This window comes from Paenibacillus sp. ALE3, assembly GCF_054113405.1.
The window spans coordinates 5,729,363-5,753,964 of sequence record NZ_CM134214.1; the positions used below are offsets into that span (position 1 = coordinate 5,729,363).

The 24,602-nt window shown below is 47.5% G+C and carries 21 protein-coding genes and 1 riboswitch; of the genes, 14 read left to right on the forward strand and 7 right to left on the reverse strand.

Annotation, left to right across the window (positions count from 1 at the left end):
• Positions 1 to 77: 77 nt before the first annotated feature.
• From metE to ACXHJ2_RS25800, 4 genes are all read right to left on the reverse strand, one after another.
• On the reverse strand, positions 78 to 2,396 hold the full coding sequence (metE, locus tag ACXHJ2_RS25785; RefSeq protein ID WP_165079808.1) for a 5-methyltetrahydropteroyltriglutamate--homocysteine S-methyltransferase: 2,319 nt from the start codon (positions 2,394 to 2,396) through the stop codon (positions 78 to 80).
• Positions 2,397 to 2,554: 158 nt separating this feature from the next.
• Positions 2,555 to 2,750: riboswitch (cobalamin riboswitch) on the reverse strand.
• 189 nt (positions 2,751 to 2,939) lie between these two features.
• Complete coding sequence (gene nrdG, locus ACXHJ2_RS25790; protein ID WP_090737846.1) at positions 2,940 to 3,437, reverse strand: anaerobic ribonucleoside-triphosphate reductase activating protein; 498 nt, start codon at positions 3,435 to 3,437, stop codon at positions 2,940 to 2,942.
• Entirely contained in the window at positions 3,434 to 5,383 is a 1,950-nt protein-coding gene (locus ACXHJ2_RS25795) for an anaerobic ribonucleoside triphosphate reductase (RefSeq protein ID WP_165079807.1), read from the reverse strand. The genes nrdG and ACXHJ2_RS25795 overlap by 4 nt, the downstream gene beginning before the upstream one ends.
• A gap of 292 nt (positions 5,384 to 5,675) precedes the next feature.
• Entirely contained in the window at positions 5,676 to 6,146 is a 471-nt protein-coding gene (locus ACXHJ2_RS25800) for an AbrB/MazE/SpoVT family DNA-binding domain-containing protein (protein WP_013373551.1), read from the reverse strand.
• Between the two features lie 233 nt (positions 6,147 to 6,379).
• Here ACXHJ2_RS25800 and ACXHJ2_RS25805 point away from each other — a divergent pair, with 233 nt between their 5' ends.
• Both ACXHJ2_RS25805 and ACXHJ2_RS25810 read left to right on the forward strand, forming a co-directional pair.
• Entirely contained in the window at positions 6,380 to 9,301 is a 2,922-nt protein-coding gene (locus ACXHJ2_RS25805) for a glycoside hydrolase family 3 protein (protein ID WP_165079806.1), read from the forward strand.
• Between the two features lie 66 nt (positions 9,302 to 9,367).
• On the forward strand, positions 9,368 to 9,865 hold the full coding sequence (locus ACXHJ2_RS25810) for an Rrf2 family transcriptional regulator (protein ID WP_165079805.1): 498 nt from the start codon (positions 9,368 to 9,370) through the stop codon (positions 9,863 to 9,865).
• Positions 9,866 to 9,952: 87 nt separating this feature from the next.
• Here the strand turns inward: ACXHJ2_RS25810 and ACXHJ2_RS25815 are convergent, their stop codons facing one another.
• Positions 9,953 to 11,044 carry a diguanylate cyclase gene (locus ACXHJ2_RS25815; RefSeq protein ID WP_165079804.1) on the reverse strand — a complete coding sequence of 364 codons (1,092 nt, stop codon included), beginning with the start codon at positions 11,042 to 11,044 and terminating at the stop codon, positions 9,953 to 9,955.
• Between the two features lie 222 nt (positions 11,045 to 11,266).
• Here ACXHJ2_RS25815 and ACXHJ2_RS25820 point away from each other — a divergent pair, with 222 nt between their 5' ends.
• Genes ACXHJ2_RS25820 through ACXHJ2_RS25830 form a run of 3 tightly spaced genes read left to right on the forward strand, consistent with a single transcriptional unit; the run spans position 11,267 to position 15,260 of the window.
• Positions 11,267 to 12,901 carry a spore germination protein gene (locus ACXHJ2_RS25820; protein WP_165079803.1) on the forward strand — a complete coding sequence of 545 codons (1,635 nt, stop codon included), beginning with the start codon at positions 11,267 to 11,269 and terminating at the stop codon, positions 12,899 to 12,901.
• Positions 12,879 to 14,120, forward strand: a complete 1,242-nt coding sequence (locus tag ACXHJ2_RS25825; protein ID WP_165079802.1) for a Ger(x)C family spore germination protein — start codon at positions 12,879 to 12,881, stop codon at positions 14,118 to 14,120. Before ACXHJ2_RS25820 ends, ACXHJ2_RS25825 begins: the two co-directional genes overlap by 23 nt.
• A gap of 27 nt (positions 14,121 to 14,147) precedes the next feature.
• Positions 14,148 to 15,260, forward strand: coding sequence for a GerAB/ArcD/ProY family transporter (locus ACXHJ2_RS25830; protein ID WP_165079801.1), 1,113 nt, complete (start codon positions 14,148 to 14,150; stop codon positions 15,258 to 15,260).
• A 107-nt stretch (positions 15,261 to 15,367) separates the two neighbouring features.
• Here the strand turns inward: ACXHJ2_RS25830 and ACXHJ2_RS25835 are convergent, their stop codons facing one another.
• Complete coding sequence (locus ACXHJ2_RS25835) at positions 15,368 to 15,685, reverse strand: hypothetical protein (RefSeq protein ID WP_165079800.1); 318 nt, start codon at positions 15,683 to 15,685, stop codon at positions 15,368 to 15,370.
• A gap of 188 nt (positions 15,686 to 15,873) precedes the next feature.
• Here ACXHJ2_RS25835 and ACXHJ2_RS25840 point away from each other — a divergent pair, with 188 nt between their 5' ends.
• The 6 genes from ACXHJ2_RS25840 to ACXHJ2_RS25865 all read left to right on the forward strand — a co-directional run bounded on the left by ACXHJ2_RS25840 (position 15,874) and on the right by ACXHJ2_RS25865 (position 21,179).
• Positions 15,874 to 16,269: a Fur family transcriptional regulator gene (locus ACXHJ2_RS25840; RefSeq protein WP_013373543.1), complete on the forward strand. Its 396-nt coding sequence runs from the start codon at positions 15,874 to 15,876 to the stop codon at positions 16,267 to 16,269.
• Entirely contained in the window at positions 16,245 to 17,084 is an 840-nt protein-coding gene (locus tag ACXHJ2_RS25845; RefSeq protein ID WP_013373542.1) for a response regulator transcription factor, read from the forward strand. Before ACXHJ2_RS25840 ends, ACXHJ2_RS25845 begins: the two co-directional genes overlap by 25 nt.
• Positions 17,085 to 17,226: 142 nt before the next feature.
• Complete coding sequence (locus tag ACXHJ2_RS25850) at positions 17,227 to 17,640, forward strand: BlaI/MecI/CopY family transcriptional regulator (RefSeq protein ID WP_016324858.1); 414 nt, start codon at positions 17,227 to 17,229, stop codon at positions 17,638 to 17,640.
• Between the two features lie 3 nt (positions 17,641 to 17,643).
• Complete coding sequence (locus ACXHJ2_RS25855; RefSeq protein ID WP_165079799.1) at positions 17,644 to 18,504, forward strand: M56 family metallopeptidase; 861 nt, start codon at positions 17,644 to 17,646, stop codon at positions 18,502 to 18,504.
• A gap of 120 nt (positions 18,505 to 18,624) precedes the next feature.
• A complete protein-coding gene (locus tag ACXHJ2_RS25860) occupies positions 18,625 to 19,032 on the forward strand; it encodes a DoxX family protein (RefSeq protein ID WP_137079431.1) in 408 nt (135 codons plus the stop codon).
• A gap of 158 nt (positions 19,033 to 19,190) precedes the next feature.
• Entirely contained in the window at positions 19,191 to 21,179 is a 1,989-nt protein-coding gene (locus ACXHJ2_RS25865) for a methyl-accepting chemotaxis protein (RefSeq protein WP_165079798.1), read from the forward strand.
• Between the two features lie 85 nt (positions 21,180 to 21,264).
• Here ACXHJ2_RS25865 and ACXHJ2_RS25870 read toward each other — a convergent pair whose 3' ends face one another.
• Positions 21,265 to 22,251 (reverse strand): DMT family transporter, encoded by a 987-nt coding sequence (locus ACXHJ2_RS25870; protein ID WP_165079797.1) that lies wholly within the window; start codon positions 22,249 to 22,251, stop codon positions 21,265 to 21,267.
• 179 nt (positions 22,252 to 22,430) lie between these two features.
• On the opposite strand from ACXHJ2_RS25870, the gene ACXHJ2_RS25875 reads away from it, so the two are divergent.
• From ACXHJ2_RS25875 to ACXHJ2_RS25885, 3 genes are all read left to right on the forward strand, one after another.
• Complete coding sequence (locus ACXHJ2_RS25875) at positions 22,431 to 23,288, forward strand: LysR family transcriptional regulator (protein ID WP_013373535.1); 858 nt, start codon at positions 22,431 to 22,433, stop codon at positions 23,286 to 23,288.
• A 69-nt stretch (positions 23,289 to 23,357) separates the two neighbouring features.
• On the forward strand, positions 23,358 to 24,071 hold the full coding sequence (locus ACXHJ2_RS25880; RefSeq protein ID WP_165079796.1) for a pirin family protein: 714 nt from the start codon (positions 23,358 to 23,360) through the stop codon (positions 24,069 to 24,071).
• Positions 24,072 to 24,086: 15 nt separating this feature from the next.
• Positions 24,087 to 24,425 (forward strand): hypothetical protein, encoded by a 339-nt coding sequence (locus ACXHJ2_RS25885; RefSeq protein ID WP_165079795.1) that lies wholly within the window; start codon positions 24,087 to 24,089, stop codon positions 24,423 to 24,425.
• Positions 24,426 to 24,602: the final 177 nt, after the last annotated feature.

A 24,602-nucleotide genomic window follows, 5' to 3' on the forward strand; every position in this document is an offset into this window, starting at 1 on the left:
TTCCGGTCTCTAATAGAAAGACCGAAAGGGAATAGGATATGGTGGACATGATGACGCGATTGGATACGGTAAAAATATTAGTTGGATACAGACAGCACGGCACGGGCTGCTTGAGCCGCCTGTACCATTTGCCGCAATGCGGCAACAGATTCTTCCTTGGTACGGGTTTTCAGCCCACAGTCTGGATTAACCCAGAACAAATCTGATGGCAGTACGCGCAAGGTACGCTGAATCATGCTTAGCATTTCTGATACATCAGGAATGCGCGGACTGTGGATATCGTATACACCCAGACCGATGCCTTTGTCGTAAACCTGATCCTCAAAGCTAACAATCAGTTCTCCGTGGCTACGAGAGGTTTCAATAGAAATCACGTCGGCATCCATGTCTGAAATGGACTGGATCATATCCTGGAATTCGGAATAGCACATGTGTGTATGGATTTGGGTCGCAGGCTGAGCGGTGGCCGTGGTCACAAGGAAGGCTTGAACAGCCCAATCCAGATAGGCCTGCTGTTGTTCTTTTTTCAACGGAAGCCCTTCACGAATTGCGGGTTCATCCACCTGAATCATGCTAATACCCGCTTGTTCGAGTGCCTCTACCTCTGCCCGTAATGCCAGAGCTAACTGCAAAGCTACTTGCCTGCGTGGAATATCATTACGTTCAAAGGACCAGTTCAAAATGGTCACAGGGCCTGTAAGCATCCCTTTAACTGGCTTGGAGGTTAACGACTGAGCAAATGCCGTCTCTTCCACGGTCATAGGTTGATCGAACGACACATCTCCGTAAATGATCGGCGGTTTAACACAGCGGGAGCCGTAGGACTGCACCCACCCGTTTTGTGTAAAAGCAAAGCCTTTCAGCTTTTCGCCAAAAAATTCAACCATGTCGGTCCGTTCAAATTCCCCATGTACAAGCACATCTATGCCAATGTCCTCTTGGATATCAATCCATTCCTTGATCTGCTGTTGGATGAATGTCCGATATTGCTCGGCAGACCATTCTCCTTTGCGATAGTGCAGACGGGCCTTGCGGACCTCAGCAGTTTGCGGGAAGCTGCCGATGGTCGTCGTAGGTAGTGGGGGCAACTTCAGCCTATTTTGCTGAATCACCCGGCGCTCGGCGAAAGGAACGCTGCGTGACAGTGGCTCTTTTGCCAGCAGGTCGGCCAAATCGGCAGCTGTCTGTACCCTTGCCGCGGAGCGGTTGAAGCGGGCTACCGCATCCGAACTTTGCTCAAGCTTGGCAAGTGCGGATGGATCGTGCTTGCCAAGTGCAGCCGTCAAGCCTGCGATTTCATCCAGCTTTTCATCGGCAAAGGCTAGTGCATGCACCAGTTCTTGGTCCAGCTTATGCTCTGCGTCCAGACTGACCGGCACATGCAGCAGACTGCACGATGGCTGTACGATAAGCTGTGCGGCAGTGGTCTGTTCTGCTAACTGGTCCAACAGTGCAGCCACGGCATTCAGGTCGCTGCGCCAGATATTGCGTCCGTCAATGACACCAGCACCCAGCGTTTTCCCTTTAGGGAAGCCATGCTGGCATATATGCTGAAGATTTTCGCCATCATCGTATACAAAATCAAGACCCAGTCCCTGTACCGGAAGTTCAGTCAGACGCTCATAATGGTCCAGGCTGCCAAAGTAGGTTTGCAGCATGATGTTCAACGAGGGTGCAGCTTGGGTCAAAGCTTCATAGACCTCCTGAATAATCTCCAGATCCTCTGCCGGGAATGAGGTGGTCAGGACAGGTTCATCGATTTGGACCCATTGAACGCCTTCTGCTGCTAGCTCTGACAAGACTCGGGCGTATAAAGGCTGGAAGGTTCGTATAATAGAAGCGAGATCCTTACGATCATAGCCTTTGGATAAAACAACAAATGAATAGGGACCGATGAGAACCGGTTTACCTTCAATGCCTAGCTCCTGCTTTGCTTCACGATAAGCTAGTAATGGTTTGTTTTCAGTGAGCACCGGAGCCGCGTTCGCCAATTCGGGAACGATGTAGTGGTAATTGGTATTCATCCATTTGGTCATTTCACTGGCAGTAGCTCCCTTCTGCCCACGTGCGATCCCGAAATACACAGATAGAGGAACTGGACCTGTAAAACGATAGTTGAAGCGTTCGGGGACGAGACCAAACATCACGGATGTATCCAGCACGTGATCGTAATAGGAGAAGTCTCCGACAGGAATGCGATCAATCCCTTTGTCACGTTGCTTGCTCAGATGCTCCAGACGCAATCTTTTCATCTCACTATGCAGTTCGCTTTCGTCAATACTACCCTGCCAGAAGCGCTCCAGTGCTTTCTTCCATTCCCGGTTCCCACCAATACGCGGATAACCCAGATTACTGCTAATCAAACCCGACAATGCAGATCGTTCGTTAATGGACATGTAGGTTTCCTCCTAACTGGTAGCCAGTTTATTTTTACGTACCAAAAAAGGCATTCTGTCCCCAAGGCTAAAAATGAGTAGGGGAAAGAATGCCTCCGCGATTAAAATTCAAAAATACGGCGACTGCTCTTAACACCTCCCTATCTTCCGTAGGTACTGCGATGTTGTTAAAATAGGCAGGTCTCCTGACTTGCGGATCATGACGTTCAGCATCCCTTCCCGGTCTTTGGACCAGTGGGTGTATGAGTAGCTGAACATTCCCCGTTTACAGTGGCGGGACCGTCCCGGATTTGCACCGGCTTCCCTTTTAAGTCTGATCTGAATAGAACAGACACCTATTTCCAGGCTATGCGATTAAGGTATGACGAATAATTATGCACTCGTATACTTGTTCACCATCATAAGTGAAACTCACAGGATGTGCAATAGAAACAGTAATAGAAACTGGAGTGGAATCTGTTAGTTATATGCAAAAAAGACAATCCCAACCCATCGTGGGGGACTTGTCTTTTGTATAGCATCTTGCTAAGTAGAACATCGCCTTTAAGTCAATGAAACGGTGTAACCTGCTCGAGTACTGGCTTTGACATCTACCAGGCGCTGATTACGGCTGCCCCGAAAGGGGAGGGTCAGATCTTTTTGCTGTTCAACAAAACGGCCATCTACAATCACGTCACACAAAAGAGCTAGCTCCTGTCGTTCCGGATCCATGAGCAGATCCTCGTAAACAAAGCCTGTATAGGCCCATACGGTTCGGTCGGGACAAGCCGCGCGGAAGTCACGTACAAATTGCGAGCATTCTGCTGCTGAGAAAAAAGGGTCTCCCCCGCAGAGAGTCAGTCCGTCCAACAGCGGGTTATCCATGATATCACGGATAACCTCCTGTTGACGCTCAGGCGTGAATGGCTCCCCTGCGCGGAAGTTCCACGAAGCTGGATTAAAACAGCCGGGACAGGCATGGCGGCAACCGCTAATGAATACGACGGTGCGCAGGCCGTATCCTTCATTCAGAGATTCCGGAATATAGCCGCACAAATTCACTTATGCTTCACCCGGTCGCGAACTTCGGCTTGCTTGGCAGCATTAAAACGAACGGTATAATCTCCTGTCAGATATCCGGTTACCCGACGTAAACGCTGAAAGTGCGTGTGCTCCTCATCTGTGCCGCATTGAGGACAGCTTGTCCCGATAATTCCTTCATAGCCGCATTCCGTACAACGATCTACCGGATGGTTGATGGAAAAGTAGCCGATGTTCTGTTGAAGTGCGTACTGAACAATTTTAAGAAATGCATCCGGGTTATTCCGTGCATTACCGTCCAGCTCAATGTATGAAATTGCACCCGCATTACATAGATTATGGAACGGAGCCTCCAAGCTGATTTTACGTGCAGCGGGAAGCTTGTAATACACCGGAATATGAAAGGAATTCGTGTAATATTCCCGGTCATTTACTTCAGGAATAACTCCGAAGTCACGTTGATCCAGCAATGTGAACTTGCCCGACAGACCTTCGGCAGGCGTCGCGAACAGTGTAATATTTAGATTGTAGTGCTCACTCATTCGATCACAATACATGCGCATGGAAGTGATGATTCGCTGTGCTTCACGGTATACAGCATCATCTTCCCCGTGGTGTTTTCCATATAATGCTTTCATGCACTCAGCCAGCCCGATAAAACCAATCGAAAGTGTACCGTGCTTTAGGAGGCTTCCTACCTTCTCATCAGGTTCCAGTTTTTCTCCGCCTTCCCATACCCCTTCGCGCATCATAAAGTCCGAGGCTTTGGCTGGCTGGCTGGTCTGGATATGATAGCGATGGATTAGACCGTCTACTGCAATTCGCATAACCTCTTCCAATCTCGCGTCAAAGCGATCACGGTCAGGTGTCAGACGCTTGCCTGTGCAAATACCGTATTCAATCCCGAGCCGTACCAGATTAATGGTATTAAATGAGAGATTACCCTTGCCGCTCTGGCGGTTTCTGCCGAAACGGTCAGAAATGGTGCGGGTACGGCAGCCCATCGTGGCAATGATGGTATCGGGGTCATCTGCGCGGTAATAGGGCAGGTTGAAGGTAGCATCCACATTCACAAAATTAGGATACATCCGCTTGCTGGAGCACTCTACCGCCTTTAAGAACAAGTCATAGTTGATATCGCCCTCTGCCTGGTTGACTCCTTTTTTACATTGGAAAATATGTTGTGGAAAAATAGGAGTTTCCCCGCTGCCGAGTCCGCGAATTGTGGCTTCCAGCAGTGATTGCGAAACAAGTCGACCTTCAGCAGACGTACACATCCCGTAATTCAGTGAAGTGAACGGAATTTGCCCCCCTGCCCGACTGCTCATCGTGTTCAGGTTATGAATGAGCGATTCAGCGGCCTGCCGGGTTTCTGTCTCCGTCTCTTCGCGTGCGAATGAGTATGAACGAGGACAGATTTCTTGCAAGTGGGTATTGGCTAGATGCAGTTCTTCGTCAGACCAACGGGAGTCTAGCTCTTCCTCGAACAGCCGGAGTCCTTTGCGCAGATGCTTGCGGAAGGAACGAGCAACGTATGGAGCAAGGTCCCAATCTATTTTATTGGCAGAGACACCACCAAATTGGCTATTTTGTTGAGACTGAAATATGATGGCGACCAGTGCCATCGCAGACATAATTGTTTGCGGTGTGCGTACAGAGCCATTGCCTGTATTGAAACCGTCTTGTAGCAAACGACCAAATGGGATAAAGATACAATTTGTAGTTCCGAGCGCATATTGGTCCAAATCGTGAACATATACATACCCGTGGTCAATGGCGTCTGTCAATTCAGGCGGAAGTACACGCAAGCGCGCATACCATTTGGCATATTCCGAGCCAAGCTTGCTCATTTTGCCACTGAACGATTCTCCATTTAAATTTGCATTCTCCCGCAGCATGTCCAGATCTTGTGCCCCAATGACTCGCTCGCCGATGTCGTATAATTGATGTTCCTCCAGCACCTTCATCGTAAAACCCTCCATATAGTAAAAAATATATATTTTTCACAAAAACAACATATTGATGATATCTAGTGATAACCAATTGTTTCGATCTATATATTGTATATACGTAGACATGGAGAGTATGTGACTATTGTCACATTGATGGGAGCAGGAAGCACAAAAAGGCCAGGTATAGAATAAGAGACACATCCACAGATATGCGCCTTACTCTATACCTGGCCACCGCAGTTGCAACGAAATAAGTAGGTTTGCAAGTACATCGTATATGATATTGGGAAATAAACTTTTAGAAGGTTTAGAGCAGCTTTTTCAGTTGGGACACACGGCCTTGGGAAATATCGAGCATTTCTGCATACACTTTTTGTGGCAGGTTCGGATGTTCCTGAATCAGCTTGCGGAGCTTTTTTACCATTTCACCTTGCTGTACTCTGGATTGCTTGGGCTGCCAGGTTGTGTTGGCTTGGATCGGTTTGGTGCGTTCTTGAGCCTGGATGGCATCATTGCTTGTGGCATGTACATGTTCATCGTTCTTTAATAACTGAATGCAATCAGCGCAAATAAAGCTGTCCCGAAAATAAGTTAAATGATCCACTGCGCCGCAAAATTTGCAGGAGACACCCGTGTATTTCCTTAATACAAATCCTTCTTCATCTACGAAGAATTCAAGCGAATCACCGATATTGATATCCATTGTGGTACGCATTTCCTTTGGGAGTACGATTCGCCCCAACTGGTCCAGAGGCCGTGTCATTCCGGTATTTTTCATCAGCGCTTCCTCCTTCAATGATATATCCTGATTATACCAAAAAATATCATTTTTAGCTTTATATATGAAAGGGAAAATGTAACTTTTTTTCTCGTATGCCGCAGTCTGACTTTCATCCAATTTAGGATGATTTCGGTATTGTTGCCGGTGTACTCCTTTTCCGCTATGATATATTAAAGCGCTTTCGTGAAAGGACTTTTTATCATCTTAATGAAGCTAAGGAGATGACGGATTTGAGTCATGAAACAACGGGTATCGAATATTTATTTCAAGATCCGAAAATTCACCTGGACGAGCGTGTACGGGATCTCGTGTCGCGACTAACCTTAGAGGAAAAGATCGAATCTATGCTGCAATACCAGCCGGCCATTGACCGTTTGGGAGTTGCAGCTTACAAGCACGGTACGGAAGCGGCACACGGAATCGCCTGGTTGGGGGAGGCAACTTCATTTCCTCAGCCTGTGGGATTGGCCTGTACTTGGGATACGGAGTTAATGCGGCAGATCGGCTCTGTTATTGCAGATGAGGCGCGTGTCTACTATCGTCGTGACCCAAAATTGAACGGTCTGACCCTGTGGGCACCTACAGTGGATATGGAGCGTGACCCAAGATGGGGACGTAACGAGGAAGCCTACGGCGAAGACCCGTATTTGACGGGAGAATTGTCGAAGGAGTTAGTCAAGGGGATACAGGGTGATCATCCGGTATATTTGAAAGCGGTTGCGACACTGAAACATTTTCTCGGTAACAATAATGAAGTGGACCGGGGAGTCGGCTCCTCCAGCATAGACCCCCGAAACCTGCGGGAATATTATCTAAGAGCTTTCGAGAAGCCTTTTACGGAAGGCGGAGCCCAGTCGATGATGACTTCCTACAACTTGATTAACGGAACGCCTGCCACGTTGTACCATGGTGTTAACGATATTGTCAGAGGCGAATGGGGAATGGACGGCTTTGTCGTAAGTGATGCGGGTGATGTTATGGGGATTGTAAACGACCATCAATATTACGATTCCCATACGCCGGGCGTGGCTGAATCTATTCGCGCAGGAATTGACAGCATTACGGATGATGCGGAGCTCTCCAAGCAGGCAATTCGAGAAGCTTTGGAGCAAGGATTGCTACAAGAAGAAGACTTGGATCGGGCATTGTTCCATACGTTCCGTGTTCGTTTTCGTTTGGGGGAATTTGATCCGGCGGCAGACAATCCCTATACCTCCATCGGTGAGGAGGCTTTAATGACAGAGCAAGCCCGTGAATTGTCGTTGCGTGCGTCGAGGGAGCAGATCGTACTGCTCAAAAATGAGCAAGAACTTCTGCCATTAAACCCTGCCCAGTGCGGCAAAGTAGCGGTCATTGGTTCGCATGGCAATGAGGTGTTTCGCGACTGGTATTCCGGTACGCTGCCTTACCGGATTACCCCGCTGGAGGCGATTCGTGCCAAGCTGGGAAGCGGGAGCGCGGAAGAACGTGTCGTGTACTCCGATGCCAAAGATCGTGTGACCTTGACGGCGGCGACTGATGGCGCGAAGCTCACAGTTAATTCTTCAGGCGATATGCGCCTGTCCCAGAATGGAGAGCCAACGGTATTGACCATAACAGATTGGGGCTATGGTAGCGTGACGCTGCATGATGAACATCTGGGTACCTATGTGACGAGCGACGAGGAGACGCTTCGCGTGACAGCTGATGAAGCGTATGGCTGGTATGTTAAAGAGGTCTTTGGACTGACTCCTGTGGAACAAGGAGAGCATCTGTGGACCACATGGAACGGTAAGCCGGTGATCGCAGGAACGGAGGGCTTATTAAAGGTGATGGAATCCGCAAGTCCTGCACCTAACGCCTCAGACTTCAACCATACGACTTTCCGTATAGAGACGGTATCGGATGGCTTAGCGGAAGCGATAGCCGCTGCGCAAGCGGCAGATACAGCGATTGTATTCGTTGGAAATCACCCGCTTATTAACGGAAAGGAAGAGAATGATCGCCCAGGCTTGGAACTGGCTGCTTCCCAGCAACGACTTATCGAGGAAGTATATCGTGTCAATCCGAATACGATTGTGGTTCTGACGGGCAGTTATCCATTTGCGATTCCTTGGCTTCAAGAGCATATTCCAGCGATCGTATACACATCTCATGCGGGACAAGAGCATGGTACAGCCATAGCGGATGTATTGTTTGGAGATTACGCACCCGCAGGGCGTCTGAACATGACCTGGGTTCAGAACGAGGATCAATTGGGTGATATCAGGGATTATGATATTATTCGTGGCGGTCGTACCTATCAATATTTTGAAGGTGAACCGTTATATCCATTTGGACACGGGCTAACGTATTCGCCATTTGAATATAGTGATCTGCATACAGACGCCCATAAGGATAACGTTAAATCTATGGCTACACTTGACGCCGCAGATACTATCCAGGTGTGGGTAGATGTGACGAATCGGGGGGAAGCTGCTGGCGAAGAGGTTGTACAACTGTATGTACGCTCTGAAGCCTCGCGTGTAAAGCGACCATTGAAGACGTTGTGTGGATTTCAACGCATTCGCTTGGAGCCAGGTGAGACGCGAACAATTACTTTTAAGGTTCGAGTGAAAGATTGGGCGATTTGGGATGTAACACGGGATGACTATTGCGTGGAATCAGGTGAATATACCCTGCTGGCAGGCGCCTCCTCAGCAGATATTCGATTGGAGCATCCTGTGTACGTTCGGGGTGAAGTTATTCCACCACGACAAGCTGGACCTAGGATTCGAGCTGAAAATTTTGATGATTGCTTCGACATCCTGCTGGATGAAAGCAAGGAGCAAAAGGAGGCCTGTGTACGTCCCCATTCACCGCAACGTTCTGGTTGGATCGCTTTTCATGGCGTAGACATGAATACGGTGAGTGTGGTCGAGCTCCAGTGCCGCGTGTCAGGCAACAGCAGTGATGCAGCAATCGAGTTGCATTTGGATGCGCCGGACAGCCCTGCTGTGGCGCGCATCAACGTGGGCAATACAGGAGGGGCACAAGCATGGGTGACACTCTCGGAAAAGGTACGATCAGCCTCCGGCATCCGTGATGTATATCTGTCGCTCAGTGGGGAAGTGCGACTGGGTCATTTTACTTTGGGCGCTAGGGATCCAGAGGGTTCCGGCTTTCAGGCTTGAACTTACATCTGACATCACGTACAATGCATTCATCGAAGTTTCTACAGCTTAGGGGTGTCATCTCATTTGAATAGTGAAAAAAGACTACGCACCGCAACGCCCAAATGGCTTGGAATTGCGTTAAAGGCGCTTGTCTATTTGGAAAAACACGGGGAGCTTTGTGCCAGCGGTTCTATTGCCCGCTCGATTGATTGCGAGGTTACTTTGGTGCGCAGAGTGCTAACGCGGCTTGTGCAGGCCAATTTGATTGCAGCACGTGAAGGGCGTGAGGGAGGCTATGTGCTTACCCGTTCGGCGGATCATATTACACTTGCTGATATATACCACGCCATTGAAATATGTGATCCCATATTCCCGGGTATGATGCATGAACCGGAGACGAACCCTTTTTGCGGGGAGTTGGCGATAGCCGTATCTGAGATTTTAGCTGAGAGTGAACGTCGTATGCTGGAGGTATGGGAATCTCATACGCTTGCTTCGCTCGCCAAGCGTACATCGCTTGTGGTAGGGAATTGCAATCATACTGAAGATAAGGATGCCAAGTCATCTTCCCAAAGGGAGTAACATCTTTTCATTTAAAAGGATAATAGCCGATACGATCCTCAAGAGAGGGTTGTATCGGCTATTTCCGTGTAAGGGTTATGCCTCAAATTATATTTCATATGAGCAAACCCGGTTACGTCCTGCTTTTTTAGCTTCGTATAGTGCTTTGTCTGCCTGTTCCAGCAGGGCTGCCCCGGACATATCTTCCCCGGTACCAGGAAAGGTGGTCACGCCGATGGACACCGTGACTTTAAGAATAAGCCCGTCCGCTAAAACAAACTCATACTGATTTACTCCGCTAAGAATCTGATTAGCTATGCGTAGTGCTTGCCGAAAAGCACAATTCGGCAAGAGTACGGTGAATTCTTCTCCCCCGCTGCGGGTGACTACATCATTAGCACGGCACTTTTCCATTAAAATCTGTCCAAGCTGACGCAGCACGGCATCGCCTGCAGCATGTCCGTAGGTATCGTTTACTTCCTTGAAGTGGTCAATATCCAACACCAGTACAGATAAGTGCTCATGCCGTTGACGGGCTTGGGGAAGCTCCTCTTCCAATGAAAATTCAAGCTGCCTTCTGTTGCTTAAATTGGTGAGATGGTCCGTATAGGAGGTACGCTCCAGACGGAGTAATAGCTCATTGGAGGTATTGATAGATTCAGCAATGAGGTACAGAAGACATCCGCCGACCATCGAAATGAAGAATTGGAGCGGATACACGTGCAGAACATCATCGAGATTTTTCAAATTAATCATAAGAGGACAGAATATAATGCCCAAAGCAAAAACATTCATAATCATCAGCTTGGGTAAACGTGACCAGGACAAATGTGACAGTACAGTACACCCCAGACCGGCAAGCAGCATAAAAACGGCGCCTACGATAGCTTGATTGTTGATACCAAACAGCAAAAGTCTGCCTAGACATATAAAAAGCGTTGCCATGAGCGCAGCCGGGCCGCCGATATAAGTTGCGGTAGCTACGATAGCCAGATGACGAAGATCAGCAATGGTATTAAATCCTACTGGAATAGAGTAGTACATGATGACAATGCCGTAGCACCCAAAAAGAGCGCCTCCAATCCAGTGCACCTTTCGCGTTAAGGTGTGTAGACGGATTTTATATCTCTGCGAAATAAGACCGGTTATGTACAAAAAGGTGACTAGGATACAGGTGTTTACAAAAAACGTACTGAACAAGATGATAACCCTCCCGAGAGGCATATTCCTTCATTTTATCAAAAAGAACTGACATTAGGCTTAAAAAAGAAAAATTTATTAAAATTTATTACGTTAGGTTGACTTATAATGTTTCGATCCTGTGCTTGGTGCATAACTGGGAATAGATTGAGCATACTCCAAAGATACAATAATTAGGAAATAGGTAGTGTACTGCTACCATTTTGGAGATGAGGTTTGCTCATGATTCGCTATCCCTATCGCAAACATAATAGAAAATCGGGTGTGGATAAGAAGAATGGAAATTCTCCGCGCTTTTTAAAAATAGAGACTTGCTTGGAAACTAATCTGCAGCAAATTAAGGAATTGACGTCAGATAGCCCGGACTTTCTGATTCGCCGCTTTAAAGTGGGGATTAGAGAGGATGTTCCCGCCGCTATTGTGTTTCTGGATAGTATGGCCAAGACGGATACGGTGAATGAACTCATCATGAAATCCATGCTTAGCAGCCCATCTGCTGAAGTGGCTGCTGAGGTCGAGAGCGCAGAAGTGCTGTACACAAAAATACAGAGTCACGCGCTTACGCTGGGAGAAGTGAAGGATTGCGATGATTGGAGTTCCATGATGAAACAACTACTAATGGGGGACACGATCATCCTATTAGAAGGCTGTGAAAAAGCGATTGCATGCGGTACGCGTGGAGGAGAGACACGCGCGGTCAGTGAGCCAACCACCCAGACAGTCGTCAGAGGACCAAAAGATGGTTTTGTGGAATCCCTGTTCACGAATATTTCTCTGGTTCGGCGACGGATTAAAAGCTCCGATCTTACACTGGAGATGTTCCAAGTGGGAAGCACGTCCCTCACAAATGTGGCCATGCTGTACATGAAGAATATTGCAAATCCACGCGTCGTAGATGAGGTTCGTAAACGGGTAGAAAGCATCAATATTGACGCAATTTTTGAGTCTGGCATGGTTGAGGAGATGATACAGGAAAATCATTTCACTCCATTTCCGACGATCTTTAACACGGAAAGACCCGACACCATCAGCAGCAATATTATGGAGGGCCGAGTGGCGCTCATTATAGACGGAAATCCGTTTGTATTGGTGATGCCCACAATATTTGCCCAATTTTTTCAGAATTCTTCGGATTATGAAGAGCGTTACGATATGGCGACGGTGGTCCGCCTCATTAGATATATCAGCTTCATTATTCTTATTCTGGGGCCTTCTCTCTACATTGCCTTAACAACATATCATTATGAAATGATACCGACTCCACTGCTGATCAGCATATTGGCTCAGCGGGAATCCGTTCCTTTTCCGGCATTTCTAGAGGCGTTAATTCTGGAGGTCACCTTTGAGATTTTGCGTGAGGCGGGTATTCGAATGCCGCGTGCGGGTGGACAAACGGTATCCGTTATAGGAGCACTTGTATTGGGTCAAGCGGCGGTGGAAGCCGGAATTGTTACCCCGCTGCTTACGATTGTAGTAGCCCTGACGGGGATAGCCAGTTTTGCAATCCCAGCCTACAACATGGCGGTGGCTGGGAGATTGTGCCGATTTATTTTCATGATACTGTCTGCGTTCATGGGGCTATACGGCGTTACATTGGGGCTGATTGCGCTGATTGCTCATATGAACAGTCTGAGTTCCTTCGGGGTGCCCTACATGGCGCCTTTCAGTCCTTTTGTGCTAGAGAGCCAAAAGGATGCCGTATTGCGACTTCCATTTTGGATGATGAAGAAACGTCCTAAAAGCATTACGTCTAAGAATCAGAAACGAATGAAGGATGGAAGCGGGACTTCCTCTTCTGATAAAACCACGCCGATGCAGGAGGGGGGCAATCAGGGTGTATCAGGGGAAGAGGAATGAACAAAGTGCAGTAACTTTTAAGGGAAGAATAGGGAGACTGTGTTTAGTCCTGTTACTGTTCGCTCCATTGTTATCCGGTTGCTGGGATTCTGTGGAGTTAAACCAGAGAGCAGTAGTAGCGGGGATAGGAATTGATATGGTGGGGGAGTCAGAATATGAGGTCTCCCTGCAAGTGATCGTGGCAGATGAAATCGCTGGAGCCAAAGCGAGAGGAGATACCCCTGTCGTTTTGTATCGGGAAAAGGGCAGAAGTCTGTTTCAAGCGATCCGCAAGGCTTCGCAAAGGGTTCCGCGGGTCATTTCTATGGCGCATATCAAACTGGTCGTTATTGGTGAAAAGCTGGCACGGGCTGGAATCGGCGATACGATGGATTTTTTGGAAAGGTCTACAGAAATCCGACTGCCGGTGAAAATGCTGGTGGTACGTGGTAATACTGGGAAGGATGTACTGGCAATCATGACCGCGATCGGCCGTATTCCCGCGAATGATATTTCAGGAAAGCTGGAAACATCGGAGCGTTTGTATGCCGGGAATTACGCGGTGACTATCGACGATGTCATTCGCAGCCTGTCTCATAAGGGTGGCGGGCCTGTGCTGACGGGCATAGGGATCAATGGGAATTTGGAGCAGGCCCCAAGCAAGAGCAATGTGGACAATATTGTACCGAAAGCCATTGTTCATATTAACGGAATGGGGGTGTTCAAAAAGGATCGGCTTGTCCGCTGGTTGGACGATGACCGGGCCATTGGACTGTCTATGATCAACAACAAGGTGAAAAGTGCCCAAACAACACTGAGCTGCGGGAAGAATAAGGAAACCATTGGCATCGAAACCTTGTTTTCTGCAACCAATATACACACTCGGATGGAGCAAGGAGAGCCTATTTTTGTGATTAACCTAAAACAGACCGGGGCAATACAGGAGGCCGAGTGCTCGATTAACTTACAAAGTCCGGAGGCGATGAAAAGACTGCAGGAGCAATGGTCAGAGGAGACGAAAAAAGTGATCGCTTCAACAGTCAGGGACATTCAGCGTACCCGCAGCGATGTAATAGGCTTTGGCCTCGCGCTGGAGAGGAGCCATCCCCAACAATGGAAGAAGCTCTCTCCCGATTGGAGTCGTTATTTTGCGGAAAGTACCGTTCGTATTCAAGTGACTTCTATACTGAAACACACTCAGTCGCGTACTAACCCATATTCCAAGGGGGAACCAGACTAGTGAAAAATAGAACGAGGAGGGAAGGCTATGAAAAAAAAGGTACAGATAGGTGCAAAAGAGATGATCTCTCTTATGGTGTTGTTTGAGATGGGCACATCCATGATGTCTATTCCTGGAAGGAATGCGGGCAAGGATGCATGGATCGCCATCCTCATTTCCACGGTTCTGGGAGCAATGCTTTTTGTATGCTATGGCAGCCTTCACCGACGCTTTCCCAACTTGCTCATGACACAGTACTGCAGAACCCTTTTGGGCAAGAAAGCAGGGAGTACGCTTGCATTTTTGTATATCGTGTTTTTTCTTTACGGCGGGGCACGGGATCTTCGGGACACGGGAATCCTGATTGCCGACCGGACACTTCAGCATACGCCGTTGACAGTCATTTGTGCCTTAATGATTGGACTTGTCATGTATGTGATGTATTTGGGAATCGAGGTTGCAGGCCGGACGGCCATCATCATGTTGATTTTGCTACTGCTGCTGGGCTTGGCTACCAATATATTAATTTTGTTGGCAGGCATTGTAGATATGGGTAATATATTGCCCATAGCCGAGCATGGCTGGCAGCCGATATGGCAAGTTGTTTATTCGCAAGCCGTGATGCTACCGTACGGCGAGATGGTTACGTTTGCGATGATTCTCCCCACATTAAAAAAGAACTATCGTGCCAACGGGGTAGGGGTATCTGCTATATTGTTCGGAGGGCTGCTCCTGTCTATGGTTACACTGTCCAATGTGCTGGCACTTGGAGAGGATGTGTTCAAACGGGCGACCTACCCGCTACTCTCGATGATCAGCAAGGTCGAAATATCTGATTTTATCGACAGAGTCGATGTCATCGGAGTTATGAGCGTTATTATTTTTGATTTTTTTAAAATTTTCATCTTCTATTATGCCGCGGTTAAAGCCGCAGAAGATGTATTGAGAATATCCTACCATAAACTGATCCTGCCATTTGGGCTGATTATGTTAGTCTCTTGTGTATTGATGGCACTGGGCTATCAAGATCACCTTCAAACAGGCGAGTTAGTGCTGAAATGGGTGTTTCCGATATTTGCCGTATTTTTTCCTATCTTGTTGCTAATCGTGTCGTGGCTGAGAAAGACCCGGAATAAAAAGGGAAAGGAAAATGTCTCATGAGTCATCGTCTTGCCGACAAAAAACATCGGTATCGGTCAAATGCTCATTTTGATGTTCCATTTTATTCTGGGAAATGCGGTCGTAAGGGTGCCTTGTTCTTTCATTCATTATTTGTTTACGTTATCCCTTGTTTGTTCTTTCTGCTGGCTCTCTTGCGAAGAAGCAGAGGAAGTAGTAGAAACTTTGAGGAAACGTGACCATTGTGAGAAAAGGAAGCGAAATGCGTTTCCTATTGGCTTTTTTCCCACATATATAAAGAACACGATAAGCATTCCTGCCAGAACGACATATTCCGATGGTCGCATCGTGCGAAAAGCCAATGAAATAGGCTCCCAAGGATGACGCGCACCGAAAAGCCATTTTATCGATATGCTTGTTCCCAGCATTAGCAGCATAAAGAGCGTGAATATCCATACTGTCTTCATAAAATATCCCTCCGATTGTAAATAAGCCAAGCATGTACTCCATGTATACATTGTGTTGCAAAGCGGCACAATTTATCCGATCTCATTGACTTGAAATAAATTAAGATTTATACTTATTCTAAATTAATTTTTATTGTGATTATAAGTTTATAATAAATATAATCTGCGTTGATTAAGGGAGATGCGGTATGAGAACTCTAAATTTAACTTCGCAGCGCCAAGCGGTATATGATGTGGTTCGTGAGGCCCACGATCATCCTACTGCTGCCGATGTTATGAATCGGCTAATGGAGCGCGGATATAATCTGGCCTATGGAACGGTCTATAATTCATTACGTTATTTAACGGATAAGGAATTAATCCGTGAGCTGAAACTAGGAGAAGCTGCTAGTCGTTATGACGGTCGAATGGACGATCATCAGCATATTATTTGTCAGGTATGCGGCCGAGTAGATGAAGTGATGAGTGAAGTCCCACACGATTGGATTGATACGGTTGCGCATGAAACGGGATATACCATTGCCCATGCCCATGTCGTATTCGGAGGAGTGTGTAAGGAATGTCAAAGCAAGCGAATCAAGTAACGAATCGTATTAAAGTGGCTGACATGCCTAGACGCGTAAAGGGCAGTTGGACATCCATGTTGTCTGCCCCGTCTACACCTGCGGTGCAGACGGTTCCTTCTAATGAACCTTTGTATTGTCCGACCACACGTCGCATCATTCTGATCAGTTCCGTGCCGGGTGTAGTCCACGGTGTGGTGCGTACGTTGTCAGATGCGTGTTTTGACGTGATGGTCTTCCATCGCTGGGAGCCTGAAGTGCAGCGTCATTTGGGGAGCGACCTCTTGATTTACGATTTGACCGCCACCGATCCACGGCGTGAATTGCTGAATATCCGCAATGACCTTGAACATGAATACATGAAAGATACACCAGTCATGTATGTAGTTCAGGATCGGATGTCTGTACGTGCGCATGAGCTGCTTCCTTCGGAAGAGGTGCTGGTATGGCCACTGGCATCCAACCAAATGGTGCATGACATCGAGCGGATGATTGTGCGTCATCCGGTCATTTCCCGCCAGGCAGCGCAGACCAGCCGTCGTACGGTGTTCAAGGACATCTGGATTGACCGTGATAAAATGTTGGTATATAAGGAAGAGAATCCATTGAATCTGACCAAAACGGAATACGATTTGCTGTTGAAGCTGATAGATTCTCAAGGAAAAGTGATCTCACGCGAGCAAATGATGCATGATATTTGGGAAACTGATTTTGTCGGCGGCAGCAATGTTGTGGATGTGCATGTCAAAAGTTTGCGTAAGAAGCTGGACGATCGACCTGCGGAGCCTGAATATATTGCTACCGTAAGAGGTGTAGGATACAGATTGGCAGATTAAACAGAAGGTTATGACTATCGATGAATTACCGCCGGATGGAGACCATTCGGCGGTTTGTATATGGTGCCTAAGCTGACATTAGGTGTGACAGTTGACTTTATCGGAATATATACACTACAATCGGTAGTGTGAGGTGCTTCTTATGAAACGACTGAATTTTAAAGCTGGCGAAACCGGACTTAACCGATTCTTCGGGCCCCTGGAAGCCAAAATCATGGATATCTTATGGTCCACTTCGGATCGGAGTATCAAAGAAGTGCAGACCGCATTGGAGGGGGATCGTGACTTTAACTTCAATACGGTAATGACTGTGATGAACCGTTTAGTGGAAAAGGGGATTTTAAGCAAAAGCATACGCGGGAGAACGTCCTTATACCGTCCTGTTTTGAGCAGAGAAGAGTTTATGGATGAGCAATCCAAAGAGCTGAGTCACGAACTGGTGGATGAATTTGGTCCGCTTGCTGTCAATCATATGATTGATGCTCTGGAAGTAGCTGATCCGATTTTGATCGAACGTTTGGAACAAAAAATTAAACAATGGAAAAAGGATATGTAGACGATGTGGAAAACACGTTCTAAATTACTGTTTACAGCAGGCGCCTTGATTTCGGGTTTTGCCCTTATGCAGATGGGGATGTACGCCGGGCAGCATGTTTTCGGCTGGAAATTGAATTTTAACGTGTTTCAAATTTGCAGAAGTTTGTTGCAGCACTACGGAATCGGCTACATGGTGGATGCGCTCAGTGGACTGGTTTTTGTAACCTTCGGTATCGCCGGAGGAGAAGCAGTCAGACAGTGCATGGCTACCAGGGCGGCTTTCCGCAGACTGCACCGAATGCGCGACCTGCCGTTGACCGAAGCACTGGGTGAGCGATATCGTGAACTCGGGACCGATCGGATTTGGGTCATTGATTATGCCAAGCCTGCTGCCTTCACCATGGGGTTATGGAAGCCGCGTATTGTATTGTCCTCTGCACTATTGTCCTTACTGGACAAGCATGAGGAAGAAGCGGTTATATATCATGAAGCATATCATATGAAACATTATGATCCATTGAAGACCTGGTTCCTGCAAATGTGCGCTACACAGCTGTTTTACTTGCCGGTGCTACGTCATATTACCAACCATTACAAGACGGCCCGTGAAATCTTGGCGGATAACGAAGCGATTTATCGAGCCGGTTCACCGGTCGGGATTGGGAGCGCATTGCTCAAGCTTCTGAGTATGACACCTGCTAATGCCCGTCTGGTAAACTCCGCCGCTTGTTCCTCTTTTGCAGAAACGTCCATTAATTATCGTATCTCACGCATTCTAGACCCTCAACAAAAGCCGATCATTCAGATGCCTTGGCGTTCGATTATGTTTTCAGGCTATGTACTCGTCATGCTCACGCTTATGTTTGCATTGGCGTTAATCTAGTTTGGCAAGATGTATCATAAAAGGTGGCGCCTTGTGCGCTACCGATTCTTGATACGCACAACACTACATTTTGTAGTGTTAATTATCTAATCCGTATACAACCTAAAAGGAGATGAGCTTATGAATCAAACGCTTGCGAATATTGGATTGTTATTGGTACGAATTTTTACAGGAGTTATTTTTATCGTTCACGGTGCACAGAAGTTTCAGGGACTAGACGGAACCTCCGGCTTCTTCCAGAGCCTCGGACTTCCTGGCTGGATGGCCCCTGTGGTCGCTACGGTTGAGCTGGTTGGAGGCATTGCACTGGTTCTGGGTATTGGAACACGACTGGCTGGAGCAGCATTGACCATCGTGATGATCGGTGTATTGCTCACTGCTAAAAAAGGACAGCCTTTTGGCTCGATTGAATTTGATCTCCTGATTTTGTTTACCAGTCTTCAGCAGGCCCTTGTCGGTGGACGCTTTTTGGCGATTGATCAGTTGTTTGGCCGTAAAAAGGCTGAAAATAGTAACGTACAGGTCTAAATGTTCATATAACCGCGTCCTTAGTCTCATAGGACGCGGTTTTTGTTTTGCTCCTTTATGAAATTTTCTTGTAAATCATTTGCTGCTTTCAACCGATATAACTAACATTGAATGTAATACAAATATATCGCTTTTTGAGCAAAGGGGAAGAAAGATACATGGGAACAAGGCGAAAGAGAAAGACAATTTGGACACTCAGGAACAAGTTAATTTTAGGTTTTTTACTTATTTTGCTGATTCCGAGTTTAAGTATTTCCATTGCAACCTATAAATCATCATATAATGCTATGGAGAAACAGCTTTACAGCAGTGCAAATCAGGGGGTAACGACAGCTAACTCCGTTATTGAATATGCAATCGCCAGTAAAATTGAAGATGTGGGATATTTGGCGGAACGCCTCGACGGTTCGATGATTGATGGGCCAAACAGTCCCTTGATTGAGCCCAAGCTGATCCAATACAAGGGCTTGCACGAAGATGCTACGGATATTTTTGTCGGTACACCAGAAGGCTTGATGATCCGGGGGGTGCCCAAAGAGGATGAAGGGACATTTGACCCTCGCACGCGACCATGGTACATAGAAGCGATGAAGCAGCCCGGTAAGGTTGCAATTACGCCTGTTATCATCAATTCATCGGGTATTCCTGTTGTCGTAGTATCTCAGACGCTTTCCGACAAGTCCGGGGTTATCGGGATTTCTTTAAATCTGGAAAGTGTACGTAAATTGGCCTCTATTAAAGTGGGCCAAGAGGGATATATCATCATTTTGGATCATTCGAAGAAATTCGTGGTCCATCCTACGGCTAAAGCGGGTTCATCTCCTCAGGAGAATTCGCTTGATAGGTTGTATACTGCGCCGAGCGGGAATTTTAAATATATGCATGAAGGTCGCGAAAAATATTTGACCTATGTAACGAATGAGGATACCGGCTGGAAAATTGCAGGTACCTTCTATCAATCCGAGATTAACGATGCCACCGCTGCCATGCGTTATGTAACCATTATTGTGCTGGCTGCCTCGTTGGTGATTGCGCTTATCGCGATTTTCCTGATTACCCGTTCTGTTCTGGTTCCGATCCGTAAGTTGCAAAAATCAGCAGAACGAATCAGTGAAGGAGATTTGACGGGCGATTTGGAAACGGGAAAAACAGATGAGGTAGGTGAACTATCTGCTCATTTTCAAACCATGGTGGATAGTTTGCGTACGATGATTCGAAGCGTACGCGAAACAACTGATCGGGTAAGCTCTTCAGCGGAGGAGCTGGCTGCGGGTGCAGATCAGACGACCCAAGCCATTGAGCATGTTACTATTGCTATTCAGGAAGTAGCTGTAGGCAGCGAACGTCAGCTGCAAAGCGTCAAGCATGGCTCTGTGAGTATGGAGGGACTGGCTCAGCAAGCAGCGGATGTATCTGAGCGCATGGTGGGTGTATCTGAACATGTGAAGATGAATGCCGAGTCGGCACAGGAAGGCAGCAAGGCTGCTACGCAGGCTGTACAGAAAATGCATGATATCGACGAGACTGTTCATGATCTTGGACACGCTATGGACTCCCTGAGTGAGCGTTCAGGTGAAATCGTGAATATTATCAGTGTTATATCTGGTATCGCCAAACAGACCAATCTGTTGGCACTGAATGCATCCATTGAGGCGGCACGGGCTGGGGACCATGGCAAAGGATTTGCCGTGGTTGCTACAGAGGTACGCAAGCTGGCTGAAGAATCCGCCAAATCGGCTACCTTGATCTCGGAGCGCATTGAAGCGATGCAGGTGGATATGAACCATGCTTTAGGCGCGATGCAACAAGCACGGGTACGGGTGACGGAAGGTATTGATTCGGTAACCACATCGGAGCATTCCTTTGCGGAAATCAGTCAGGCTGTTGAACGCGCGATGGGGCATATCCATGAAATTACCGGAGTGACTCAGGAAATGGCACGGGGGACTGTAGGTGTCGTGGATATTATGAGCGATATTTCCCATATTTCGGACGAGGCGGCGAGCAACACCGAGTCGATCTCAGCAGCGGCTGAGCAACAGCTTGCTTCCATCGAGGAAATTGCTTCATCCACAGCAGACCTCAGTCAAATGGCAGAGGAACTCCGCGAACTGGTTGGACGTTTCCAGATTGAAGAGAAATCATAAATGGTAAAAAGCGCCCGGATACCGGAGGTTATATTCCGTATCCAGGCGCTTTTTGATGTTTTATTAAACCTTTTGGTTCGCAGGGTTAGAAGTCACCGTTGAACGACTTGCGGCGATTCAGACGGAAACGGGCACCCCGTGAGCTGTTGGACGGACGCAGAGAACTTCTCTGAAACATATTGTTCAGAATCAGTGCGAAAATGACCAGTACAGTCCCATACAGTTCATAACGGCTAATGGTATAGCCTTGGAAATACATAAGTATCAGCGTGGTAATCGGTACAAAATTAATAAATAGAATTCCGTTCAGCGGAGACAGCTTGCGGATTCCGGCATTCCAGCTCAGCAAGGCCGCTAGCCCTGGAAGCAGGATCATAAAGCTCATTTCATATTTGACTGACCATACGTGTTGCCAATCCGGCACTGTAATCCAGTTGAAAGCAGAGGCAAAGGTCACGACTACAAAAGAGACCAGAGTTCCAAGCAGGCAGGTCAAGGTTGAATATCGAAGAGTAGACCACCCTGCAAAATGACTGCCTCCCATGGAATATACGACCCATCCGACAACACCTACGAAAATAAGCAGCAGCGCCAATAGATGTTGTCCGGCAAGCGTGAAAAAGGTCCATTTGCCGTTCGTGATAACCAGCAATGCTCCAGCCAGCGCAATCAACATGCTGATTAATGTATATTTTGGAGGCATTTTACGGGTCATGACCCACACCATCGCAATGGAGATCATCGGCATTAGCACTTCCATAATGGAAGCAACAAGGGTACCTGCTGCCCCCATCGCGTGCTGTCCCTGGAAAACGGCCATATTATAAATGGTAAATCCCATAGTTCCGAAGAACAATAACACCTTGCCCTTGCCCTCAAAGCGAAATGCAGTCCGTCCCTCTTTGAGCCACAATAGCACAATTAATATGAGTGTAACCGATAAATAGCGCAAAAATGAAAAGTACAGTGGATTAATATGCTGTAATGCAATGTGCGAAACCGGAAACATCGCCCCCCAGGACATACTGGCGATCAGGCATAATAAAGATCCGGTCATGATCTGTTTGTTCATGGTGTACAAAAGCTCCTCCTTGCCGGTCTCAGCGGACATATCTATGGACACATCATAAAGGATAGGAAGCTGTTGGTAAAATGATTGAAAATAAACATTATGATCATTTAAAATGATGATAAGTGACAAGGCGCGTCAATTTTGGTGGCCCTTGCCCTTCACAATAAGGGGGAACAGTAGTGGATCTGAACGATTTAAACATTTTCCAGACGGTGGCTGCACATGGCAGTGTCAGCAAGGCTGCAGCCGAGCTTAGCTACGTCCAGTCCAATGTAACGGCCAGAATCAAGCTACTGGAAAAGGAACTACAAACACCTTTATTTTATAGGCATAAGCGGGGCATGATCCTCAATGCTGAGGGCAAGCGTCTGCTGCAATATACGAAAAGCATTTTATCGCAATTTGAGGAAATGAAGCATGCGTTTCAGAACACCTCCGCACCTTCAGGGGTACTGGAAATTGGTATCGTGGAGACTGTCATTGCCCTTCCGGCCATTTTACATGCTTACTACAGTAAGTACCCGGATGTCGAATTGTCCCTTAAGGCAGGGGTTACGGAATCACTGGTGCAGGAGGTTGCAGAAATGCGACTGGATGGAGCCTTTGTAACCGGACCGGTCAAGCATCCGCTCATTGAACAGTTTGATGTATTTCAGGAAAAGCTGGTCCTCGTATCTCAAGGAAGTGACTTTTCGGTTGACGATTTTGCAACTCGTCCGCTCCTGGTATATAAAAAAGGCTGCGGATATCGGGGAAGACTGGAAACCTGGCTCAAAATGGAGGGGATTATCCCCAAGCGGATCATGGAGTTTGGGACATTTGAGACGATTATCGGCAGTGTAGCAGCAGGCATTGGAATGACTGTTTTTCCCGAATCCTCGATCAGCGGGCTGGTGGCTCAAGGTCTTGTGTGCGGTCATGCCATCCCAGAGCCTTACAATGAAGTGACAACGGTGTTTATCCGCCGTAAGGAGGCCTTCGTTACCAGTACCTTGCAGTCTTTTATAGATGAAATTACTACTCAGACAGAAGCGTAGCTTTATCGCTTGGGCTCGGGTACAATGAGAGGGATTGGATCTCATTGTTCATCCTGAAGGAGGGCTATTATGTTTACAATATATCCGGCTGCTTCCCGATTCAGCTTCGATAAGGGATGGCTGCGGGGGAGCCACAGCTTCTCATTCGCGGAGTATCAGGATGAGAACAATACAGCGTTTGGTCCTATGCGTGTCTGTAATGACGATGTCATCACACCGGGCCGGGGCTTTGGAGCGCATCCGCACAGCGATATGGAGATTGTCTCCATTGTGCTGTATGGGGAGCTGCGCCATGAAGACAACCGTGGACATGTGGCGGTGACCCGTTTTGGAGGCATTCAGCGAATGTCAGCGGGCCACGGCATCATTCATACGGAGCACAACGCTTCGCAAACCGAGGATGTCAGTCTGCTGCAATTGTGGTTTAGTCCGCACACGAGAGGACTGCAACCTTCCTATGAGACTACAGCGTTCAATCCTGAACGTCTGCACGGTCAGCTTCTGCCTGTCGTTGCTGGAAAGCGTGTACCCGGCACGGAGGGTGAAATAGCTTCAATCAATCAGGATTTAACGATTTATTTAAGCAAGCTTCTGCCCGGGGAACAAGTCGAATTCACACAGGCCGAGGGTCGGCGCGTGTTCTTGTTCGTCATCGAGGGCTCACTGCGTGTGAACGGTGAACATCTTCTGCAAGGGCGTGATTCTGCTCGTATAGAGGAGGAGCCGAAGCTGTTACTGAAGGCAGAAGATTCTGTTTTTTATATGCTGATTGATTTGCCCTAAAAGGAGGTGCGCACAATGGCGCAGCAGGAAACATGGCTGATCAAGCATGCTGTCACGGGGCGAAGCTTTGCTGACAGCCGCAAGCAGCGTTTTGATTGTCGTTTGGAATTGGCGGACGGCGTGTTTCGCTTCACACTTCAAGAGTTGCCGCGTGAGGCAGCGGAGGCGATTGTGCGTTTCAGCGAGGAGCTGAACGTATTTCGCTTTGTAACGCCCGCAGACGGTGGACCCGTGGTAAAGCATTGGTATTACGTCACCCCGGAAAGTGTGCAATATCATGCTCAGACCGGTGAGCTTACGTTTGAAGCTGGTTCTGAGATTGAATACCATCCCGAGGAGTATTGGGGAGACTAAATCTTCTTAATCATAGATGTTCGAATGTATAATCGATTTTCGAAGGCTCTGCATCATTGCAGGGTCTTTTTGCTATGTGTTCAAGATGGTGAGTTCATTGGATACATAATCCTTTGCAGGCTGGTACATCCTATATCTTATATTACCTGATCGGCTTATTCGTAAAGGGGGGACTAA

Excerpts from the sequence above, each read along its gene's own strand:
- metE (WP_165079808.1), bottom strand. The coding sequence starts at position 2,396 with ATGTCCATTAACGAACGATCTGCATTGTCGGGTTTGATTAGCAGTAAT.
- ACXHJ2_RS25795 (WP_165079807.1), bottom strand. The coding sequence starts at position 5,383 with ATGAAGGTGCTGGAGGAACATCAATTATACGACATCGGCGAGCGAGTC.
- ACXHJ2_RS25800 (WP_013373551.1), bottom strand. The coding sequence starts at position 6,146 with ATGAAAAATACCGGAATGACACGGCCTCTGGACCAGTTGGGGCGAATC.
- ACXHJ2_RS25820 (WP_165079803.1), top strand. The coding sequence starts at position 11,267 with ATGATTCGCTATCCCTATCGCAAACATAATAGAAAATCGGGTGTGGAT.
- ACXHJ2_RS25830 (WP_165079801.1), top strand. The coding sequence starts at position 14,148 with ATGAAAAAAAAGGTACAGATAGGTGCAAAAGAGATGATCTCTCTTATG.
- ACXHJ2_RS25835 (WP_165079800.1), bottom strand. The coding sequence starts at position 15,685 with ATGAAGACAGTATGGATATTCACGCTCTTTATGCTGCTAATGCTGGGA.
- ACXHJ2_RS25840 (WP_013373543.1), top strand. The coding sequence starts at position 15,874 with ATGAGAACTCTAAATTTAACTTCGCAGCGCCAAGCGGTATATGATGTG.
- ACXHJ2_RS25845 (WP_013373542.1), top strand. The coding sequence starts at position 16,245 with ATGTCAAAGCAAGCGAATCAAGTAACGAATCGTATTAAAGTGGCTGAC.
- ACXHJ2_RS25850 (WP_016324858.1), top strand. The coding sequence starts at position 17,227 with ATGAAACGACTGAATTTTAAAGCTGGCGAAACCGGACTTAACCGATTC.
- ACXHJ2_RS25855 (WP_165079799.1), top strand. The coding sequence starts at position 17,644 with ATGTGGAAAACACGTTCTAAATTACTGTTTACAGCAGGCGCCTTGATT.
- ACXHJ2_RS25860 (WP_137079431.1), top strand. The coding sequence starts at position 18,625 with ATGAATCAAACGCTTGCGAATATTGGATTGTTATTGGTACGAATTTTT.
- ACXHJ2_RS25865 (WP_165079798.1), top strand. The coding sequence starts at position 19,191 with ATGGGAACAAGGCGAAAGAGAAAGACAATTTGGACACTCAGGAACAAG.
- ACXHJ2_RS25870 (WP_165079797.1), bottom strand. The coding sequence starts at position 22,251 with ATGAACAAACAGATCATGACCGGATCTTTATTATGCCTGATCGCCAGT.
- ACXHJ2_RS25880 (WP_165079796.1), top strand. The coding sequence starts at position 23,358 with ATGTTTACAATATATCCGGCTGCTTCCCGATTCAGCTTCGATAAGGGA.
- ACXHJ2_RS25885 (WP_165079795.1), top strand. The coding sequence starts at position 24,087 with ATGGCGCAGCAGGAAACATGGCTGATCAAGCATGCTGTCACGGGGCGA.